Consider the following 18,923-nt stretch of genomic DNA (forward strand, 5'->3'; position numbering starts at 1 on the left):
CCGCCGCGCCACCTTCCAGACTATGTCATCCTGGTTGAAAGGGTTCCTCGACGTCCGGGAGGGAGAGCGTGCCGGCACGGCGGCGATGTTCGTGTACATCCTCCTGGTGATTGCGGTCCTGGTGATCGTCAAGTCGGTCCGCCAGGCGCTGTTCCTGCAGAGCTTCGGCGCCGCCAGTCTGCCGTATGTCTACCTGTTGATCGCCTTCGTGGCCGGGGGTGTGGCGGCGTTGTACCAGCGCTTTTCGCGCAATGTCGCCGTCGGACGGCTGATCGTCGGCACGATGCTCGTGTTGGTCGCCAACCTGGTTGTGTTTCGCTGGCTGGTCTCCTATGAGTGGGGTGCGCTGGCTTATGTGCTCTATGTATGGGTCGGCGTCTACGGGATTCTCGCGACCGCGCAATTCTGGATGCTCGCCAACTACGTATATGACCCGCGTCAGGCGAAGCGTCTGTTCGCCTATCTCGGAGTTGGCGCAACGCTCGGCGGCATTGTTGGCGGCTACGTCACCCAATACGGCGCGGGACTGGTCGGCACCGAGAATCTGCTGTTGATCGGGGCCGCGCTGCTGGGCGGATGTGCCGCGTTGGGCGTCTATCTCGCCGCCAGCCAAAAGAAGGCCATTGTCGAAGCGGCGCGCGCCAAACGATTCAAATCATCTTCGGTGGAGCAGACCGCCGGAGGGTTCCGGCTGATTTGGCAGTCGCGATATCTGAAACTGGTGATGGTGATCATCACGCTGAGCATCATCATCGCCACCGTCGTCGACAACCAATTCTCGTTCGTTGTCGAGGAGCATATTCCCACCAAGGACGGCAAGACCGCATTCTTCGGGCAGTTTTTCACGTGGCTGGGATGGATTGCGTTTCTCACCCAGTTTTTCCTGACCGGACGGCTGTTGCGTCGCTTCGGCGTCGGCCTGACAATGGCCATACTGCCATGGGCGATGTTCCTCTCCTCGGGCGCATTCGTTCTGTTCCCGATGATGGCAACCGGTGTGGCGATCAAACTGGCCGATGGCACCTTTCGTTACACGACGCACAAGGGATCGTTGGAACTCTTGTATCTTCCCATCCCCATCGTGGTTAAGAACAAGACCAAAGCGTTCATCGACATGTTCACCGACCGCTTTTCCAAGGGAATTGCGGCGCTCCTGGTGCTGCTGATGACATCGGCGCTGGGTTTTCACTATGGCGCTCTCTCGTGGGTACTGATGGGATTGTCACTTGTCTGGGTGGGCGTGACCATTCTGGCGCGGCGCGAATACGTTGCGGCGTTTCGCGACTCGCTGCTGCGTCGACGCATCGACGAGGACGCGCTCATCATCTCGCGGACCGACGCGGCAACGGTTGGCGCGCTGGCCGAATCGCTCGACCGCGCACAGGGTGCCTCACTGTCCCGTGCCCTCGACCTGGTGACCGGCGTGCGCTCGTCGCTGCTCATCGCGCCCTTGATCCGCATCGCTCACGCATCCGACTCCGCCGTCGCCTGTCGAGCGCTGGATCTGCTGGCCGAGCAGGAAGGTGACATTCCCGTCGATCAATTGCGCGATCTGCTTGATTCCGACGAAGTGGAAGTCGTCGGGCGGGTCCTGCGCTTGTCCTGCCGCGACGCGGGCAATGTCTCACCGTTGAAACTGGGGCTCTATTTCGCCGACGAGCGGCCGCAGGTTCGTCTGGGCGCGATCATGTGTTCGCTGGTGTGGGGCGGCGCCGCCGGCGACATGATCGATCCCGAAGCATTGGAGCAGTTTCTGCTGGATTCGGCGACACCGCAGCAAGCCGGGCAGATGGAGCGGATGCTCGCCAAGTTGCTTCGGGTCCTGCCGGTTGCCGATGGGACCGCCGAACGGTACATCCTGCGGTTCCTGAAGAGCGACGATCCGGCGCTGCGAGGCGAAGCGATCGCGGCGGCGGGGCGCCTGAAACCCCGCTGCCTGGTCGAACCGCTGATTGCCGTCTGTGCGGATCGTCGTGTGCGGCATCGCGTCCGCGATGCGCTGGCTGCCTATGAAGAGGCCGCGTTGGGCACGCTGGAAGACTATCTGCGCGATGAGGCGACGGACCGGCGCGTACGGCAATACATTCCACGGATTCTCGAACGCATCCCCGTGCAGCGCTCGGTCGATTCGCTGGCGGCCATGCTCGAGGATCCCGATGAACGCGTCCGCTTCTCGGCGCTGCGAGCGCTGGGGCGACTGCGCGCGTCTCACTCCGAACTGGATTACGCCAATGAGCGCGTCGAGCGACGACTCGGCGAGGAAATCCGCAAGGCGTATCGTTACCAGGGGTGGTTGTTGGCCAGCGCGGACGGCGAGCGGAGTTTGCTCTTGCGCAAGACACTCCGTGAGAAGTCGCACAAAACGCAGGATCGTGTCTTTCGCCTCCTGGCCATGAAGCATCCGCCGGCCGAAGTGTACGCGGCGTCGCGGGGGCTGCTCTCGCCCAATGCCCGCATCCGTGCCAATGCCGTGGAGTATCTCGACAACTTGCTGGTTGCGCCGCAAAAGCGTTGGGTCTTAGGGCTGGTCGAAGACCGCCCGTCACGCGACGCGGTGTCGCGCGCACTGCGGGAATTCGGCGAGACTCTGGACGACCGTCGGGAGGCGTTGACACGGCAGGCATCGGGCGACGATGACTGGCTGGCGGCATGCGCGCTGTATTCGATCTGGGAGGAACACGAGCGCTCGTTGTATCATCTCATTACCCGCGATGTTGCCTTGCTGCCCGCCGGGCGCTTTGCCCTCACGCGGGAGACGATGCAGGCGCTGCGCGGACGTGTCGCAGCCGAATGATTGCCGTCTCTGATTGACGGGCACCGATCCCGACAGGTGAACCTTGGCCCCAGGACCATCCCAATGCTGACGACCATCGAACGAGTTCTCGCCCTGCAAAAGAATGAGATCTTTGCCGAGGTTTCGACCGAAGGACTGGCGCATTTGGCGGCGATCGCGCACGAGGTCGAGTTTCAGCCCGCAGAATGGTTGTTTCACGATGGGGAAATCCCCGACGCCTGCTACCTGATTCTGGCCGGCACCGTAAGCATGACACGTGCCGGACAGACGGAGCTGTCCGTCGGCCCCGGCGAGGATATCGGTGTGTGGGCGCTGTTTGACGGCGAACCGCGCGTGTTTGCAGCGCGCGCCGCATCGAATACACACGCGTTGAAAATCGAACGTGAAGACTTTTATGATCTGCTGGCTGATCACACGGATATCATCCAGACGCTCTTTCGCACCATTGTGCGCCGCATCCGTCGTCTGCTCGAGGAACGCGGCGTCGTTGCCGGGCCCGGGTGATAGGACGATGGCATCAATGTCCTGATGCATACCATGTTTCAACGTCTGCTGTCGCGACTCAATCTGTACGCCCCGCATCGCGCCGAACGCGATCCGGGGTTCGCGCAGTACCTCGCGGAAACCACGCGCCGAGGCATGCGTCTGGGTGGTGTCCTGGGGATGATCGGCCCGCCCATCTACGCCTTTGGGACGGCACTTGCCCTGCATTGGGACATGACCATGTCGGTCGATGCCAGGAGCGGCACGCTGGCTGTGTGGGTCCCGTTGAGTGCCAGCGCGGTCGGCATCGCGATTCAGGGGCTGTCGTTCTGGCCGCGCGCGGTCCGATGGGGGCGACCGATCGTGGGCGTCGCGCTGATGGCGATCGCGTACCTGTCGAGTCTGGAATTTGCCGCAGCGGGTGTGCACCATCCTTCGAAGTTTGGCATCCTGAGTCTGCTGATGCTCGTCGGCATCAGCACGATGCCCTTTCGCGCCTGGCAGACGACGATCCTGGGGTTTCTCCTGATGATGACGTACGGCCTGACCGCGCTGGTGATTCCCGGGCAGCACGGACATAACCCGCTGGACGTTTTTCCCGAACTCCCCGTCTTCATGTTGACGCTGACGGTTATGTGCGCCGGGATCAGCGCCCTGCTGTACAGCATCCGACACCGCGACTATACGGTGCGCCGTGAGGAGGAGTCTCTGCGCCACAAGCTGCAGGATTCCGAGCGGCGGTATCGTTCCATTTTCGAGGATTCGTCCGACGGGTTGTTCGTTTACAGCGAGGCGACATCGGGGTTCCCGCTGGTCAACGCCGTGACCGAACACATCCTGGGACGGTCCGCGGAGGAGCTGGCGGCCACGCACTTTTCCAAGGTGATTCATCCCGACGATTTGGCACGTGTTGCGGGGATTCACGCGGCGCGCGTGCGGGGTGAGCCGGCGCCCTCGCGCTACCGGCTCAAACTCAAACGCCCCGATGACGACGCGCCGGTCATCTGCGAGATGACCATCCACACGACCGGCGATCCCTCGATCACCGCCGGGGCGCTGCGCGACATCACCGCCCAGGTCAAACTGGAAGAGGAAAACGCGCAGTTGGCGCAGCTTTCGGAGACCAACCCGTTTCCGGTGCTGCGCTTCGACGACATCGGGGGCCTGCTGTACATGAATCCCGCCGCCCGCCGGTTCCCTTCGGAGATCGGGCATCCGGAAGCATCGATCACCGATCTATTGCCGCCCGACTTTGAGCGGCGCATCGCGCGGTTGATCGAGTCGGACACGACAGTGATCGATGCGCGCCACGACTTCGACGACCGGGTCTTTTCGATCACATATCGGCCGCTGCCGGCGACGCGGGAGATATTCGTCTGGATCGTCGACGCGACCGAGCGCACTCGCGCCGAGGAGCAAATCCGCGCGTATGCCTTCCAACTGGAGCAGGCCAATCAGGAGTTGCGTGAAGCACAGGCGCAACTGGTCCAGTCGGAGAAGATGGCGGCGCTGGGCAATCTCGTGGCGGGCGTCGCCCATGAGATCAACACGCCGCTGGGTTCGATCCATGCCAATGCCGACGTGTCGCGTCGTGCGCTGGAACTGCTGGCCGCGGTCGACTCAGGCGGCGGCGACAACCAGCGAATGGCGCAGGCCGTGCGTATCCTGACGGAGTCGAACGAGACGACACGCACAGCCAGCGAAAGGATCATCCGAATCGTCCGGTCGCTGCGCAATTTCGCGCGTCTGGATGAAGCCGAATTCAAGGACGTCGATCTGCACGAGGGCATCGAATCCACCCTCACGTTGGCGCATCACGAATACAAGAATCGCATCGAAATCGTCAAGGAATACGGGTCGCTGCCGCCGGTCCGCTGCAATCCCAACCAGATCAATCAGGTCATTATGAATATCCTGGTGAATGCGATTCACGCCATCCATGACAAGGGGACGATTACGATCCGGACGTCCGCCGATTCCGACGGTGTCCATGTTGCCATCAGCGACACCGGGGTCGGGATTCGTCCCGAATATCTGCCGCGCATCTTCGACCCGGGATTCACCACCAAGGGCGTCGGCGTCGGCACCGGTCTGGGACTGTCGATTGTTTACAAGATCGTTCAGTCGCATGGCGGCAAAATCGATGTGAAAAGCCAGCCAGGAGCCGGGAGCACCTTCACGCTCACCCTCCCGGTGGGTTCGGCGAAGCGATCCATCGACGGAGAGGGAACTTGAGCGGCAAAGACCGGCGGCCCTCAGCGGTCATGATTGTCGACGACGAGGAGATCGTCACGCGTTCGATCGCCAATCTGCTGGCACTGGAGACCGACTACAAGACGCTGCCGTTCCAGCAACCCCGCGAAGCGTTGGACGCTGTGCGACGCGAACGGATCGACTGCGTCATCACGGACTTCCTGATGCCGGAGATGGATGGGCTGGAGTTTTTGCGTCGGCTGCGCCGGATGGCGCCGGACGTGCCGGCGATCATGCTGACCGGATATGCCGACAAGGAAAGCGCCATTGCGGCGGTCAATGAGGTCAATCTCTACCAGTACCTGGAAAAGCCCTGGGACAACGATCATCTGCAACTGGTGATCCGCAACGCGGTCAGCCACCGGACGCTCCAGCAGGAACTGGTCGAGCGCCTGCGTGAATTGGATTCGGTCCTCAAGGATCGGGACACGTTGCGGCTGACGACGGAACACATCGAACAAGAGCTGGCGCTCGCGCAACAGGTGCAGCAGTCGATTCTGCCGCGTGACCTCGACGGCGCCGGAGCGGTCCGGTTCTACCACCGTTACTACCCCACCGGACGGCTTGGCGGCGATTACTTCGATGTCATCTTCACGGGTGAGAATCGCTTCAATGCCATTGTCAGCGACGTGGCGGGCCATGGGGTCGCTGCGGCCTTGGGGACAATGCTGGTCAAAGTGATTTTCGCCGACGCCTCGCAGCGTGGCCTCGGCTGCTCCGAAATGCTCATCGAGATGAACGACCGTCTCGTGCGATTCCTCCCGCAACAGCAGTTCGTCACCGCCTTCGTTCTGCAGGTTGATCTGGACGCCGGTATCGTCTCCGCCGCATCGGCGGGCGGGCCGCATCCGATCATCCTGGGCTCCGGGAACGGCGTCCCGGTCGAACAGTGGCATCTCAACGGTCTGCCGCTGGGTGCTTTCAACCGAGACATTTTCCGCGAGCCGGAGGCGCAATCACGACCGTTGCGGAGCGGCGATCGCATACTTCTCTATACCGACGGTTTGCTGGATGTCGAGATCGAATCGGGGCAGTCGCGCGAGCCGCACGAAATCGCCGCCTTTGTGGACGGCTTGCGGAATCATCGCGGTGAGGAGTTTTTGGAGCGGCTGGTGGACCGTTGCGGCGCTCGACGGTCCATGCTTCCCGATGACATCAATCTGCTGCTGATCGAGGCACAGGATCGTCCGCGATGAGTCCGGCGGCCGTTGACTCCCGGTCATCGTTCGACTATCTTCGTTCGCGATTTCGATATTGACATCCGGTGCGCCAAGAGAGAATTCACAATGGACATCAGCACAAATGACCACCGTGTCGTCGCCGTCGTCGACGATGAGCCGATGGTCCTGCAGAGCATCAAGAACTTCCTGAATCTGGAAACCGACTACGAAGTGCTCACGTACACATCGCCGAAGTCGGCGATCGACGGGCTTCGCGAGCAGCCCGTGGATGTCATCATCTCCGACTATCTCATGCCGGAGATCAACGGGATTGAGTTTTTGTTGCAGATGAAGGAAATGCAGCCGCAAGCGACGCGCGTCCTGCTCACCGGCTATGCCGACAAGGAAAACGCGATTAAGGCCATCAACGACGTCGGACTGTATCAGTACATCGAAAAGCCCTGGGAAAACGAGGACTTGCGCCTGGTCATCCGCAACGCGATCGAAAAGCGCATGCTGCTGAAACGCCTCTCCGAAAAAGTCGCCGAACTGGACCGCGCCTCGGCCGCCTTAAAGGGCGTCTATTCCGACCTGATGAAGGCCTTCAAGTAGCTTCGCTCTATGGGTCTGTTCCGGCGCGCACGTCGTTCGCACGGTCACCCGGTTCTGTGGCCGTTGTGGGCTGTTTTGCTCGTCTCATTCACTCCGGAACTTGCGACTTCAGCCGGCGAGACGGATTCGTCACGTACGTCAGGAGCATCGCGCTCCCGGCACGACGCGCTCGACTATGTCTTTGCCGTCCCCAGTTTTGCCCTGCAGCTTCCCTTCCGGGTGTTCGGAGTCGTGGTTTCCGGGCCGGTCAAGCTCGTCGAGGACCAGGACTTTCTCGAATCGCTGAAGTCGGTTTTCTCCTTCGACGTGCCCTTCGGCCTCCGACCCGTAGTCGGATCGTCATCGCGCACCGGACTGCGCGGCGGGCTTCAGTACCGGGCACGAAGCGCACTGGCCACCGGTGTTCCGCTGCGTCTGAAGGGGACCATCTCGACGAATCGATACGAGTTTTTGTCGCTGCGAATCGGCGGCCCGAGTCTGTTCGAGTCGCCGTTCGGAATGCAAGGGGAGATCGGAGCACGACGCGACACGCGCGAGCGCTACTACGGTTACGGACCGTCGTCCTCGGCCGACGATGAATCCAACTACGAACGGCGGGGCGGCTTCGGCAATGTGCGCGGTTTCTGGCAGATTACCGATGCGCTGGCGGCTGAAGGATTCGGTGAATACCGTCATGTGACCCCCGGCGACGGGCGCGGAAGGACAACGATCGGAGAACGCGATTCGATCGTTGCCCGCTTTCCCGACGACGACCTTTTCGGACTGTATGCCACGCTCGACCTCCACGAATTCGGCGGCGCGGTCGTGCTCGACTGGCGCGACATCAAGGGCTCGCCGCGTCGCGGCGGGCGCGATGAACTGCGAGTTTCCTACGTCGGCGGTGATGGCCCCGGCGACACGACCGTCGGGTTTTGGCGCATTCGCGGTGAGGTCTCCCAGTACATCGAGTTGTGGCGCGGGCGCGTATTCGGTCTGCGCGCGGCCGCACAGCATCTGGAACCGGGCAACGGCACCCGAATTCCGTTTTACGAACTCTCACGGTTGGGCGGCTCCAACTCTCTGCGCGCCTACCGCAGCGGACGTTTTACGGGGCGGGACATGGTGCTCTTCTCCGCCGAGTACCGATGGCCAGTGTGGCGGGCGATCGACGCCTTTCTGTTTACCGATCAGGGACGTGTCTTCGACGATATCTCCGAGGATTTTGAGTTTTCCGGTTTCCGCTCCGCCTACGGCGGCGGGCTGCGCGTATGGAATACAGGCGGCCATCTGGAGTTGACGCTCGCCAAGGGACGTGAGCAGTTTCGTTTTTACCTCGCAGCGGGTGAGGAGTTTTGATGAGGCGGGCCACGCATCGCTTCGGAGTCGTAGCCGGAGGGATTGTGTCCGCCGGCATTCTCCTGGGCGGCTGCGCGTCGAGTCGGCCTTGGAGTCTGGAGCCGCCCCCTGCTGAGCAGAGTGAGATGCGGCCATTGCCGTCGGAGCCGTCGGAACGCGATCCGAGTCTCTATTGGGACGCGGTCAACCAAAGCTCGTTTTACCTGGTCGAAAACTCGCTGAACCTGGGCCGCCAGACCCGCAAACTCACCGGAAGTACGAAGGACGCGCACAATGCCGATGCGTGGGGCAATGTCCCCAACTCCGCCTGGTTTACCAATCGTCATGGCTCCAATCGCATGACACCCGATGAAATCCTGCGCGGCCCCAACACCATCGATGGTCCCGATACGACCCACCCGTGGACGATCACCCGCGCCAAGACCGAAGGCGTAACCCCGGGGTTCTTCGCGCAGGACTCAAACGGCGTAACGTTCATCATCAAGTTCGACCCTGATGGACATCCCGAACTGGCGACCGGGGCGGAAATGATCTCGACAAAGTTTTTCCATGCCTGCGGCTACAATGTCCCGGAGAATTACATTTCAGTTCTCGATCCGAACACGATACGCTTCAAAGAGGGTCTCGAGTATGCCGACCAAGGGGGCAATCGCAAGCCATTCACGCGCGATGTCTTAAACGAGGTTCTGCAGACAGTCGCCCGGCGCCCCGATGGCAAGGTGCGGGTCGTGGCCAGCCGGTTTCTGCCGGGAACACCGATTGGCCCATTCTCGTACAAAGGCACGCGCAAAGACGACCCCAATGATTTCATCAATCATCAGCACCGGCGCGAATTGCGTGGTTTGAAGGTTTTGGCACAACTGGTCAACCACTACGACACCAAGGACCACAACACGCTGGATATCATCGCCGACGACGGCAACGGGCCGTACGTGCGTCACTACCTGATCGATTTCGGCTCGACGCTCGGCTCGGATGCGGACGAGCCCAAGCCGTCCTACAAGGGATACGCCTACACCCTCGACCTGGAGCAGGCGGTCGTCTCGCTCTTCACGCTTGGGCTGCGCCAGTGGTCTTGGGAGGAGGCATCATCGAAGGGGATGCCGCCGGCGGTAGGGTATTTCGAAAGCGAACGCTTCACCCCGCCGGGATGGAAGCCGCTGCACGCCAATCCCGCATTCGACAATGTCGACGACGAGGATGCCTATTGGGGCGCGCGCATCGTCGGTGCGTTTACCGAGGACGATCTGCGCGCCTGCGTTAAAGCGGCTGAGTACAGTGATCCGGCGGCGGAAGAGTATCTCGTGAAGACATTGATGGAGCGCCGCCGCAAGATTCTCGACTACTACTACGGCAATGTCAGTCCGCTCGATGCGTTTGCCATATCGCAAGAGGGTGGCGCGCTGGCTTTGTCGTTTGTCGATCGGTTCATCACCGACGGCCTGACGTCGGAGAACGCAGAATTCCGATACCGCGTCGGACACAAGGCCGGGTCGTGGGGATCGTACATATCGTTGTTGTCGGGTACATCGCTCACCCTCGACCAGAGCGCCGAACAGAAGATCGCCAATGCGCTGCAGTCCGCGCAGACACCAGATGACCGCGTGTTCAACATTACGCTCCAAGCCCGTCATAACGGCCGTTGGCACAAGCCGGTTCGCGTCTACTTCTACTACGACGGGACGCCTGCGTCGGCACGTCTTGTCGGCATCGACTGGGACGCATAGAGTAACGGCGCAGGAGCAAGTCCGCCGCGCTTGACATCCCTGTTTTTCACCCTACAATGTGAGTTGGTGTCGTATCTTCGAATTGAGGTCTGCGATGGACAAGCATCTGTCTCCCAACATGGAAATGTACTTAAAGACGATTCTCCGCCTGGGAGTGGATGGTGAGCCGGTCCGGGTCAAAGCGATTGCCGAATCGTTGCGTGTGACCATGCCGAGCGTCTCCGGTGCGTTGGGATCGCTGAAGTCCAAAGGGCTGGTCCTGCACGACACCTATGGCGCTGTGCGGCTCTCGAGCAGGGGTTACCGTGCCGCGTCCGAGGTGAACCATCGATTTGAAGCGCTCAAGCGTTTTCTCCACGATGTCCTTGGAGTCGATGAAGAGACCGCCGCACGCGATGCCTGCGAGATTGAACACGTGGTCGGCAAGGAAACACTCACCCGGCTGGATTCGTTTTTGTCGTTCATGACGCGCTGCGGCAAGGATGTCCATTCTGTGATTTCTCATTTCCACGAGTACCTCTCGCTGCGGGACGCCGGCGATTTTTGCCACGAGTGCGAATTGGGCAAAACACCGCAGAGCGCCGACACAGACCGGGCGGTGTGAGGCGATGACGGTGGCAGCGGCCCCGGTGACGTCGACGGCCGCACGGCACGGTTATCCCGCGCGCATCTGCTGTCTCACCGAAGAAACCACAGAGATTCTCTATTCCATCGGCGCGGGCGATCTGGTCGTCGGTGTCTCGGGATACACCGTGCGCCCCCCGGAGGCGCGCCGGAAACCGAAGGTTTCGGCTTTCACCTCGGCGCGCATCGACAGGATTCTCGCGATACGGCCCGATGTCGTATTCGCATTCAGCGACTTGCAGGCCGATATCACCCGTGAGCTGATCCGGCAGGGGTTGTCGGTCTTTACCTTCAACCAGCGGTCCATCTCAGAAATCCTCAGTACGATTCGCGTCGTCGGGTCGATCGTCGGCTATCATGGCGCGGCCGATGCCCTCGCGGCGCGTCTGGCCGGACGGGTCGATCAGGCGCGCGAGCGGGCATTACGATTGCCGCGACATCCAAGAGTCTATTTCGAGGAATGGGATGATCCGATGATCTCGGGCATCCGCTGGGTTGCCGAGCTGGTCGAAACCGCCGGGGGAGAGGACATCTTCCCGGAGCTGAAATCGGAGCCGATCGCCTCCGGACGGATCGTTTCGCCTGATGAGATAGTCCGCCGCAATCCCGAAGTCATCATCGGATCGTGGTGCGGCCGGAAGTTCCGCCCCGAAACAGTTGCGGCGCGTCCCGGATTCAACCGCGTCGCCGCCGTCCAGAACGGCTGTCTTTGTGAGGTCAAAAGCACGATAATCCTGCAGCCGGGCCCGGCGGCATTGACCGACGGGCTGGAGGCATTGGAACGAATCATTACAGCAGCGTGCCATTGATCGATCAGTGATTGAAGGACGAGCAGATGGGACAAACAGTCGCGCACAAGCTGATCCGTTCGCACCTGATCGCAGGCGAGATGACGGTCGGCAGCGAGATCGGCATCCGAATCGACCAGACGCTGACACAGGATGCCACCGGCACATTGGTCATGCTCGAATTGGAAGCGATGGGGCTGGAGCGCGCCCAGACCGAGCTGTCGTGCCAGTATGTCGATCACAACCTGATTCAGGAAGACCACAAGAACGCCGACGATCACTTGTTTCTGCGCAGTGCGTGCCAACGGTTCGGTTTGTGGTACAGCCGCGCGGGCAATGGTGTCAGCCACCCGGTGCATCAGGACCGTTTCGGCAAACCCGGACGCACTATGCTCGGCTCCGACAGCCACACCTGTTCGGCGGGGGCGATCGGCATGCTGGCGATCGGGGCCGGCGGTCTCGAAGTCGCCATGGCAATTGCGGGCGAGCCGTTTCACTTCCCGATGCCGAAGATCTGGGGCGTCAAGCTCATCGGGCGGCTGCCTGACTGGGTCAGCGCCAAGGATGTCATACTCGAATTGTTGCGACGGCACGATGTCAAAGGCGGTGTCGGACGCATCATCGAATACTGCGGACCCGGATTGTCGGAATTGACGGTGATGGATCGCCATGTGATCTGCAACATGGGCGCCGAGCTCGGCGCGACGACCAGCGTGTTCCCGGCGGACAACGAAGTCCGCCGCTATCTCACACAGCAGGGACGGCCCGAAGATTTTACCGAACTGCGGGCCGAATCCGATGCGCGCTATGACATCGACGAAGAGATCGACCTCTCAAAGTTGGAGCCGTTGATCGCGATGCCGTCGAGTCCGGGGAATGTCAAACCGGTGCGCGAAGTCGCCGGTGAGGAGATTTATCAGGCGTATGTCGGCTCGTCAGCGAATCCGGGATACCGTGATATCGCAATCGTGGCGGAGATGGTCAAAGACCAACCACTGCCGACCCATGTCTCGCTGGACATCAATCCCGCTTCGCGGCAAATCCTCGAAAACCTCATTCGCGATGGGCACATCGGCACGTTGATCCGCTCCGGGGCGCGTTTACATCAGGCCGGGTGCAACGGCTGCATCGGAATGGGTCAGGCCCCGGCGACGCACAAGATCAGTCTGCGGACCGTCCCGCGTAATTTTCCCGGACGCTCCGGGACCATCGAAGACAGGGTGTGCCTGGTCAGCCCGGAGACAGCGGCCGCCTCCGCCCTGAAAGGCGTGATCACCGATCCGCGCACGCTCGGAATGTCCTATCCGCATGTGACGGAGCCGGCAGACATGATCATCAACACCGCGATGTTGCAGCCGCCGCTGCCATTAGAAGCGGCGCGACAGGTCGCACTCGAGAAGGGACCGAACATAGCCTCACTGCCGGAACTGGATCCGATCCCCGACTCGCTGACGCTCCCGGTCATTCTGAAAATGGGAGACAAGATCTCCACTGACGATATCCTGCCGGCGGGCGCGCGCGTGTTGCCGTTTCGCAGCAATATCCCGAAGATCGCCGAATTCTGCTTCGACATCATCGATCCGACCTACCACGACCGCGCCATGGCGGTCAGAGACCATGGCGGGCACTGCGTGGTCGGCGGCGCGACGTATGGCCAGGGTTCCAGCCGCGAGCATGCGGCGCTGGCGCCGCGTTACCTCGGATTGCGCGCGGTGATCGTGAAGGACTTCGCGCGCATACACTGGCAGAATCTCGTCAACTTCGGTGTATTGCCGCTGACCTTTGCCGATTCGAACGATTACGCCCGTGTCCACCAAGGCGACGTGCTGCGGTTCGACGACATCCATGCCGCGATCCGTGGCGGCCCCGGTGTGCGCGCTACCTTGGTCGGAAGCGGCACCGTATTCGCGCTGAAGCATTCCCTTTCATCCCGGCAAGTCGACATCCTGTTAGCGGGCGGCCTGATCAACCACATGCGCCGAAAGCTGACCGGTGCTGCGGCGGGATGATGGACGGTTCGGACATTGAATCAAACCTGCCGCCACGCTACACGACTCGACTTTTTCCCGCATACCGTTTTGTTCCGGGGCAGAAACCGCACCCGCGACGCGATCCTGCCGGGCATTCCTACGGTCTACCCGAGCCCCAGCCCGATTGGGCGACGCTGGCACCGGAAAAATGGCGCGATTGCGAGTTGTATCTCTACGGAATCGACCTGTACAACCACGGTTATTGGTGGGAATGTCACGAGGAACTGGAGGCGATCTGGCATCGTGTCCAGTCAAACCATGTGCAGTCGGAGTTTCTCAAGGGGATCATCCAAATCGCCGCGGCCAATCTCAGACGATTCATGAATTCGCAGGTCCAGAGTGAGACGCCGGGTGCATCATTAGCTACGAAGGCGCTGGAGCATCTGGAGATCGTGCCGGCGACGTATATGGGGGTCGACGTGGATCAGTTTCGCGATGATGTGCTCTGGTACTTCGGCGGAAAGTCCGACACACCCGCGATTATCAGACTGCAATTCGATTAGAAGAGAATTCGGGCACCGAAGCGAATCTCGCGACCGATGTCGTAGTTGGGTTCCAGACCCTCACGCAGCCGGTACTTTTGCTCACCGTTGAGCAACGACGCATCGTCGATGGGTGAGTGTGCGTCTGAGAACTCCTGCCCCGATGGCGTGTCAAGCCAGCCGGTCTCATCAGCGCTGCCTGAGCCCTCAAAAACATAGAGTGCATTGTCGCGGTCGAGCAGATTGAGAACCCAGAGATAAATCTCCAGGCCGACATTGTCCATGCGAATCTCTTTGTACGCTTTCAGGTCGACGCGGTAGTAGGCAGGCGTGCGCTCGGTGTTGATATCGCCCGTCGCATTCGGGGACAGGGCTCCGAGAGAGATCGCATTGTAAACTGTGACCGGCGTATACGGGAATCCGCTCCCCGCTGTAACGAGCGCGCTGATACCCGAGTGCGCGAAGGGATGCCAATCGCCCACGGCGGGACCATCCTCAATCGAACGAAGGTCAGCGATGGCGACCAGACGGTGTGTCTGATCGTGAGCAATGGGCGCATCAGACGAAGTCGGCGGCTGATAGGCCGTCCAGGCAATGTTTCGACGGATTGGCAGCGGCGATGCGGTTCCGGTCGCTTCCTGAACCGTGTAGTTGAGTATCGCTGCAAATGACGATGTCGGCTGCCATCGGACTTGGGTCTCAAGCCCGTGAGCGATTGCTTCACCGTAGATTTGGTATTGCGCAAATGTGTTTGGTTCAACCGGCTGAGCGTCCAGCATGGGTATGTTGCTGATGTCCTTCGAGAATGCCGTCACGCTGGCTGTGGCGTTGCCCGTGAGACGCTGGCGAATTCCGGCCTCGAGCGACCACGTCTCCTGCGGCTCTGACGCGGGATTGCCGAACGCGACCGAGTACCCTCCGGTGCGGATCTTGTACTCAAGAAACTCGTAATCCACGAGCAGGTTTTCGAAGGCGGGACGCTGGACGTACCGCCCAAACGAAGAGTGAAGGTATGTGTTCTCACCCGCCGCGAGCCCAGCGCTCACGCGCGGGGAGAGCCTTGTGTGCGGTTCCGCCTCATTCAAATCCGATTCAGTGAGTGTCTGTCCGTCAATCAATTCGTCCATTGTCGGTTCAGGAGTAATCTCGGGATCAAGGTAGCCGTTCGGATCGAATGGATGGTCGGGGTCGCGGAAAACGTAGGAGTCATAGTCGAAGCGATCGAGTCGAACACCACCGCGGATCGTCAAATCATCCCATCGGAATTCATCTTGCAGGTACAGCGCCAGATCGACCGGGTGCTTCAGTCCGTTCAAGACGTTTTCGTCGTCAATGGGATTGCCAAGAAGGTCGTAACCATACCGGTTGGCGTCGTCGAATCCGCCATTTGTACCGAGATAGATTTGCGTCGGGAAGTAGTGCTGGTACATACGGACCGTGTGCCGCTTAAGTTCCGCCCCTGCCAGGACTTCATTGCCACGCATGGGGTGAATCGACAAATCGAACCGTCCACCGATGTATGAATTCTCACGTGTAAAGTAATCATCGTGTACGTGCGATTCATCGCCGGAGGCGACAAAGTCGCGCTCAATTGTCGTTCCGTCCGGCAATTCGACTTGCCGGCTCTCGAACATCGTTTCGGTGTGCAATGGGATCAGCACGCCAACTGCCTGGCTATCGGCATCGAGATTCAGATCGTCCCAACTTCGGAACAAATCTTCTTCATCGTTGCGCGGGTTCCCATTTGGCCGGCCGTAGGCGAGGAGATCATCGAAGTAGACGCCGTCGCCGGATTCCGATTCAGCCGAAAACCACCGTAATTCAGTCTGGGTCCAGACGCGCTCATGTGGCTTGAATTGCACCCGCCCCCAGACCGAATGGTGTTTGTCGATCGAACGCGGCGCGTGGGTCGCGTCGTAGTAGTACGCCGGCGGTATCCAGTGCCGATCCCGTTCATTGCCGATGGTGCCGGCCGCCAGCGCGAATCGGGAATCAGGCGTCCAGCGAAGATTGGCCCGCCAGTTCCAGCGCCAATTCCACGGATTAGGACCTCCGGGATTGCGCTCGCCCGACGTGTTTCGCTCGAAATCTCCGGAATACGTTAGTCTGCTTCCCGGGTCGATTGAACCGTGCGCGGCCATGCTGAAAAGATGAAAACCGAGATCGCCGCCGTCGAGATTGTCGGTCAGTGTCTCGATCGCGCCATTGAGGTATCCGCCGCCGCTTCGCATGTCTGTAAGGGTGAGCCCCGACATCACACTGCCGCGGTCGACTTCAAAGGAGCCGGAACGCAGTGTCGCCGACTGAAGTGAGTTGTTGTTCGCAAACGCGATCGATCGGTTCGTAAACGGATCTTGAAGCGATACCCCGTCGACAAAGTATTCCAATTGATCTTCGGTACTGCCGCGGAGACATATGGGATTGCTGTAGCCGCGCTGCGCGACGCCGGGCTGGAGAGCAGTCAGATCGACCGTGCCTCGAGTCGGAAGCTCGACGATGGACGGAAGCCCAAAGCCGAGCTGTCCATTCTGTCCGACAGAGTACTGAGTACCGACGGTGGCGCTGGCGTAGTCACTACCAATTCCAAGTAGTTGCATCGTCAGGACGGATAGCGAATCAGGCAGGGTCTTGGTATTGTGATCACTCGCGAGCCGTGTCCAATCTTGATCGTCGCCGTGGCTTAAATTCACAGATAATGGATTCAGTAGTACCGTCATCACAATCGTGACACCGATAGGCGATCGCTTCGCAGGACGGATCATTGAGCCCTCCGCTATGTCGAATCTGACAATGGCAGTATAGAGGCGGCCACGCGCGATCTCAATAACAATACCATCATGACATGGGGAAGGTGACACATCCCCGAAGGGCGGGGGGTGGCTATTTGGCCTTGCACAAGACTCCTCGCCGCCGCTTAACTTGTCCCGGAGTTGCCGTATGAGTCTGCCTCTCCTCGCATTCGGATTCATCGTCCTGCTGGGTCTCGCCTATCGCTTCTATGGCCGCTGGGTGGCGCGGCATGTCGCGCTCGATGATGGGCGCCCGACACCGGCGACCGAGATCAACGACGGCATCGACTTTGTCCCCGTAAAACCATTCTATTTGTTCGCGCAACACTTCTCCGCCATCGCCGCAGCCGGACCGATTGCGGGACCGATCCTGGCGGCACAGACTTTTGGCTGGCTGCCCTGCCTGCTCTGGATCGGACTGGGAGTCGTGTTCATCGGCGCCGTGCACGACTTCGCAGCACTGGCGGCATCGGTTCGTCATCGTGCCTGCTCCATTGCCGAGATCACGCGCGAGCATCTCGGACCCAAAGCGGGTGTCGCCATTCTCGTGTTTATCTGGATCGCCCTGATCTACGTTATAGTCGCCTTTACCGACATCACATCGGGGACATTTGTCCATCGCGGCGGATCATTCGAGGGGCTGATGGTCAATTTCAATCCAGGTGGAGCGGTCGCGGCTGCCAGCGTGATGTATCTTGTCCTTTCGGTCGTGATGGGCATGGTGCAACGGTTTCTGCGGCCGCCGCTCTGGCTCATTACATTGATCTTCGTTCCCGCGTCGCTGGGAGTGGCATGGCTGGGAACGCATATCTCGAATCTGCTGATTCTCGATGCGCGCACATGGGGAGTGTTGATCTTGCTGTACTGCGGCATTGCATCGGTAGTGCCGGTATGGTCGCTGCTTCAGCCACGCGGATACCTCGGTGGGTTCATTTTGTTTTTGGCACTGGGGCTCGGTGTGATCGGCATGTTCTTCGGAGGGTATGAGATCCAGCAGCCCGCGTTTATCACATGGGACACCGGCGCCATGACCGGTACACTCTTCCCATTCCTCTTTGTCACGATTGCCTGCGGCGCATGTTCCGGATTCCATGGGCTGGTCTGCTCGGGAACGACATCGAAGCAAATTGAGCGCGAGTCGCACATTCGTCCGGTCGGCTTCGGCGCGATGCTGGCCGAGGGGTTTGTCGCGTTGATTGCATTGGTGACGATTATGATCTTTGCACGTGAGCAGGTCGCCGGTCTGAAGCCGGGCACGATCTACGGCAACGGCATCGGCAGTTTTCTGACGCTGTTGATCGGGCGCGACAACCTGCCGTTTGCGATCACATTCGGCGCGATGGCGTTTTCGACTTTCGTCTTCGACACGCTCGATGTCTGCACGCGGTTGGCGCGATACATCATTCAGGAGTTGATCGGCGTGCGCAACCTACTCAGCGGGTTGATTGCCACCGGCGTGACCTTGGCCATACCGGTGTTTCTGCTATGGGGCGCCGGTGAAGGGTCTTGGATCAAGTTCTGGACCTTGTTCGGGGCGTCGAATCAGTTGCTGGCCGCGCTGACGCTTCTGACAATAACCGTCTGGTTGTACCGCTCACGTCGCCGCATCATGTTTACTTTGCTGCCGATGCTGTTTGTGTTGTCGATCACGCTGTGGTCGCTCCTCGCGCTCGTCATCGGAAACTGTCGTGCGGCCCAGGGGTTTGATTTGGCGCTGGTCAACGCTACCGCCGCGCTCGCCTTGATCATTCTGGCGCTATATCTTGTGGGGGCAGGATTAATCAAGTGGCTGCGTTCGGAACGACTGCCGGAAAGCCCAGTTGTCACCACAAGCGGCCAATGAGAC

The 18,923-nt window shown here is 60.4% G+C and carries 13 protein-coding genes; 12 read left to right on the plus strand and 1 reads right to left on the minus strand.

Translation table 11 applies throughout. The features are described 5' to 3' along the window. The first annotated feature begins 22 nt into the window (after window positions 1-22). The 11 genes from VGB22_07260 to VGB22_07310 all read left to right on the plus strand — a co-directional run bounded on the left by VGB22_07260 (window position 23) and on the right by VGB22_07310 (window position 14,309). On the plus strand, window positions 23-2,794 hold the full coding sequence (locus VGB22_07260) for an Npt1/Npt2 family nucleotide transporter (GenBank protein HEX9751063.1): 2,772 nt from the start codon (window positions 23-25) through the stop codon (window positions 2,792-2,794). Between the two features lie 63 nt (window positions 2,795-2,857). Then, on the plus strand, window positions 2,858-3,298 hold the full coding sequence (locus VGB22_07265) for a cyclic nucleotide-binding domain-containing protein (GenBank protein HEX9751064.1): 441 nt from the start codon (window positions 2,858-2,860) through the stop codon (window positions 3,296-3,298). Between the two features lie 33 nt (window positions 3,299-3,331). Next, window positions 3,332-5,512, plus strand: coding sequence for an ATP-binding protein (locus VGB22_07270; protein HEX9751065.1), 2,181 nt, complete (start codon window positions 3,332-3,334; stop codon window positions 5,510-5,512). Continuing rightward, on the plus strand, window positions 5,509-6,726 hold the full coding sequence (locus VGB22_07275) for a SpoIIE family protein phosphatase (protein HEX9751066.1): 1,218 nt from the start codon (window positions 5,509-5,511) through the stop codon (window positions 6,724-6,726). The genes VGB22_07270 and VGB22_07275 overlap by 4 nt, the downstream gene beginning before the upstream one ends. 90 nt (window positions 6,727-6,816) lie before the next feature. Next, the gene (locus VGB22_07280; protein ID HEX9751067.1) at window positions 6,817-7,302 is read left to right on the plus strand and encodes a response regulator; all 486 of its coding nucleotides are present in this window, start codon (window positions 6,817-6,819) and stop codon (window positions 7,300-7,302) included. Between the two features lie 9 nt (window positions 7,303-7,311). Further along, on the plus strand, window positions 7,312-8,637 hold the full coding sequence (locus VGB22_07285) for a BamA/TamA family outer membrane protein (GenBank protein HEX9751068.1): 1,326 nt from the start codon (window positions 7,312-7,314) through the stop codon (window positions 8,635-8,637). Then, window positions 8,637-10,364 carry a hypothetical protein gene (locus VGB22_07290; GenBank protein ID HEX9751069.1) on the plus strand — a complete coding sequence of 576 codons (1,728 nt, stop codon included), beginning with the start codon at window positions 8,637-8,639 and terminating at the stop codon, window positions 10,362-10,364. The genes VGB22_07285 and VGB22_07290 overlap by 1 nt, the downstream gene beginning before the upstream one ends. A gap of 94 nt (window positions 10,365-10,458) precedes the next feature. Then, window positions 10,459-10,968 (plus strand): metal-dependent transcriptional regulator, encoded by a 510-nt coding sequence (locus VGB22_07295; protein ID HEX9751070.1) that lies wholly within the window; start codon window positions 10,459-10,461, stop codon window positions 10,966-10,968. Between the two features lie 4 nt (window positions 10,969-10,972). Then, the gene (locus tag VGB22_07300) at window positions 10,973-11,797 is read left to right on the plus strand and encodes an ABC transporter substrate-binding protein (GenBank protein ID HEX9751071.1); all 825 of its coding nucleotides are present in this window, start codon (window positions 10,973-10,975) and stop codon (window positions 11,795-11,797) included. 26 nt (window positions 11,798-11,823) lie between these two features. Beyond that, the gene (locus tag VGB22_07305; GenBank protein ID HEX9751072.1) at window positions 11,824-13,785 is read left to right on the plus strand and encodes an aconitate hydratase; all 1,962 of its coding nucleotides are present in this window, start codon (window positions 11,824-11,826) and stop codon (window positions 13,783-13,785) included. After that, window positions 13,782-14,309: a DUF309 domain-containing protein gene (locus tag VGB22_07310; GenBank protein HEX9751073.1), complete on the plus strand. Its 528-nt coding sequence runs from the start codon at window positions 13,782-13,784 to the stop codon at window positions 14,307-14,309. Before VGB22_07305 ends, VGB22_07310 begins: the two co-directional genes overlap by 4 nt. Here VGB22_07310 and VGB22_07315 read toward each other — a convergent pair. Continuing rightward, window positions 14,306-16,885 (minus strand): hypothetical protein, encoded by a 2,580-nt coding sequence (locus VGB22_07315; GenBank protein HEX9751074.1) that lies wholly within the window; start codon window positions 16,883-16,885, stop codon window positions 14,306-14,308. The two genes, VGB22_07310 and VGB22_07315, sit on opposite strands and share 4 nt — an antisense overlap. Window positions 16,886-17,225: 340 nt before the next feature. On the opposite strand from VGB22_07315, the gene VGB22_07320 reads away from it, so the two are divergent. Further along, on the plus strand, window positions 17,226-18,920 hold the full coding sequence (locus VGB22_07320) for a carbon starvation CstA family protein (protein ID HEX9751075.1): 1,695 nt from the start codon (window positions 17,226-17,228) through the stop codon (window positions 18,918-18,920). Window positions 18,921-18,923 lie beyond the last annotated feature (3 nt).

This window comes from Candidatus Zixiibacteriota bacterium, from assembly GCA_036397555.1.
GTDB lineage: Bacteria > Zixibacteria > MSB-5A5 > WJJR01 > WJJR01 > DATKYL01.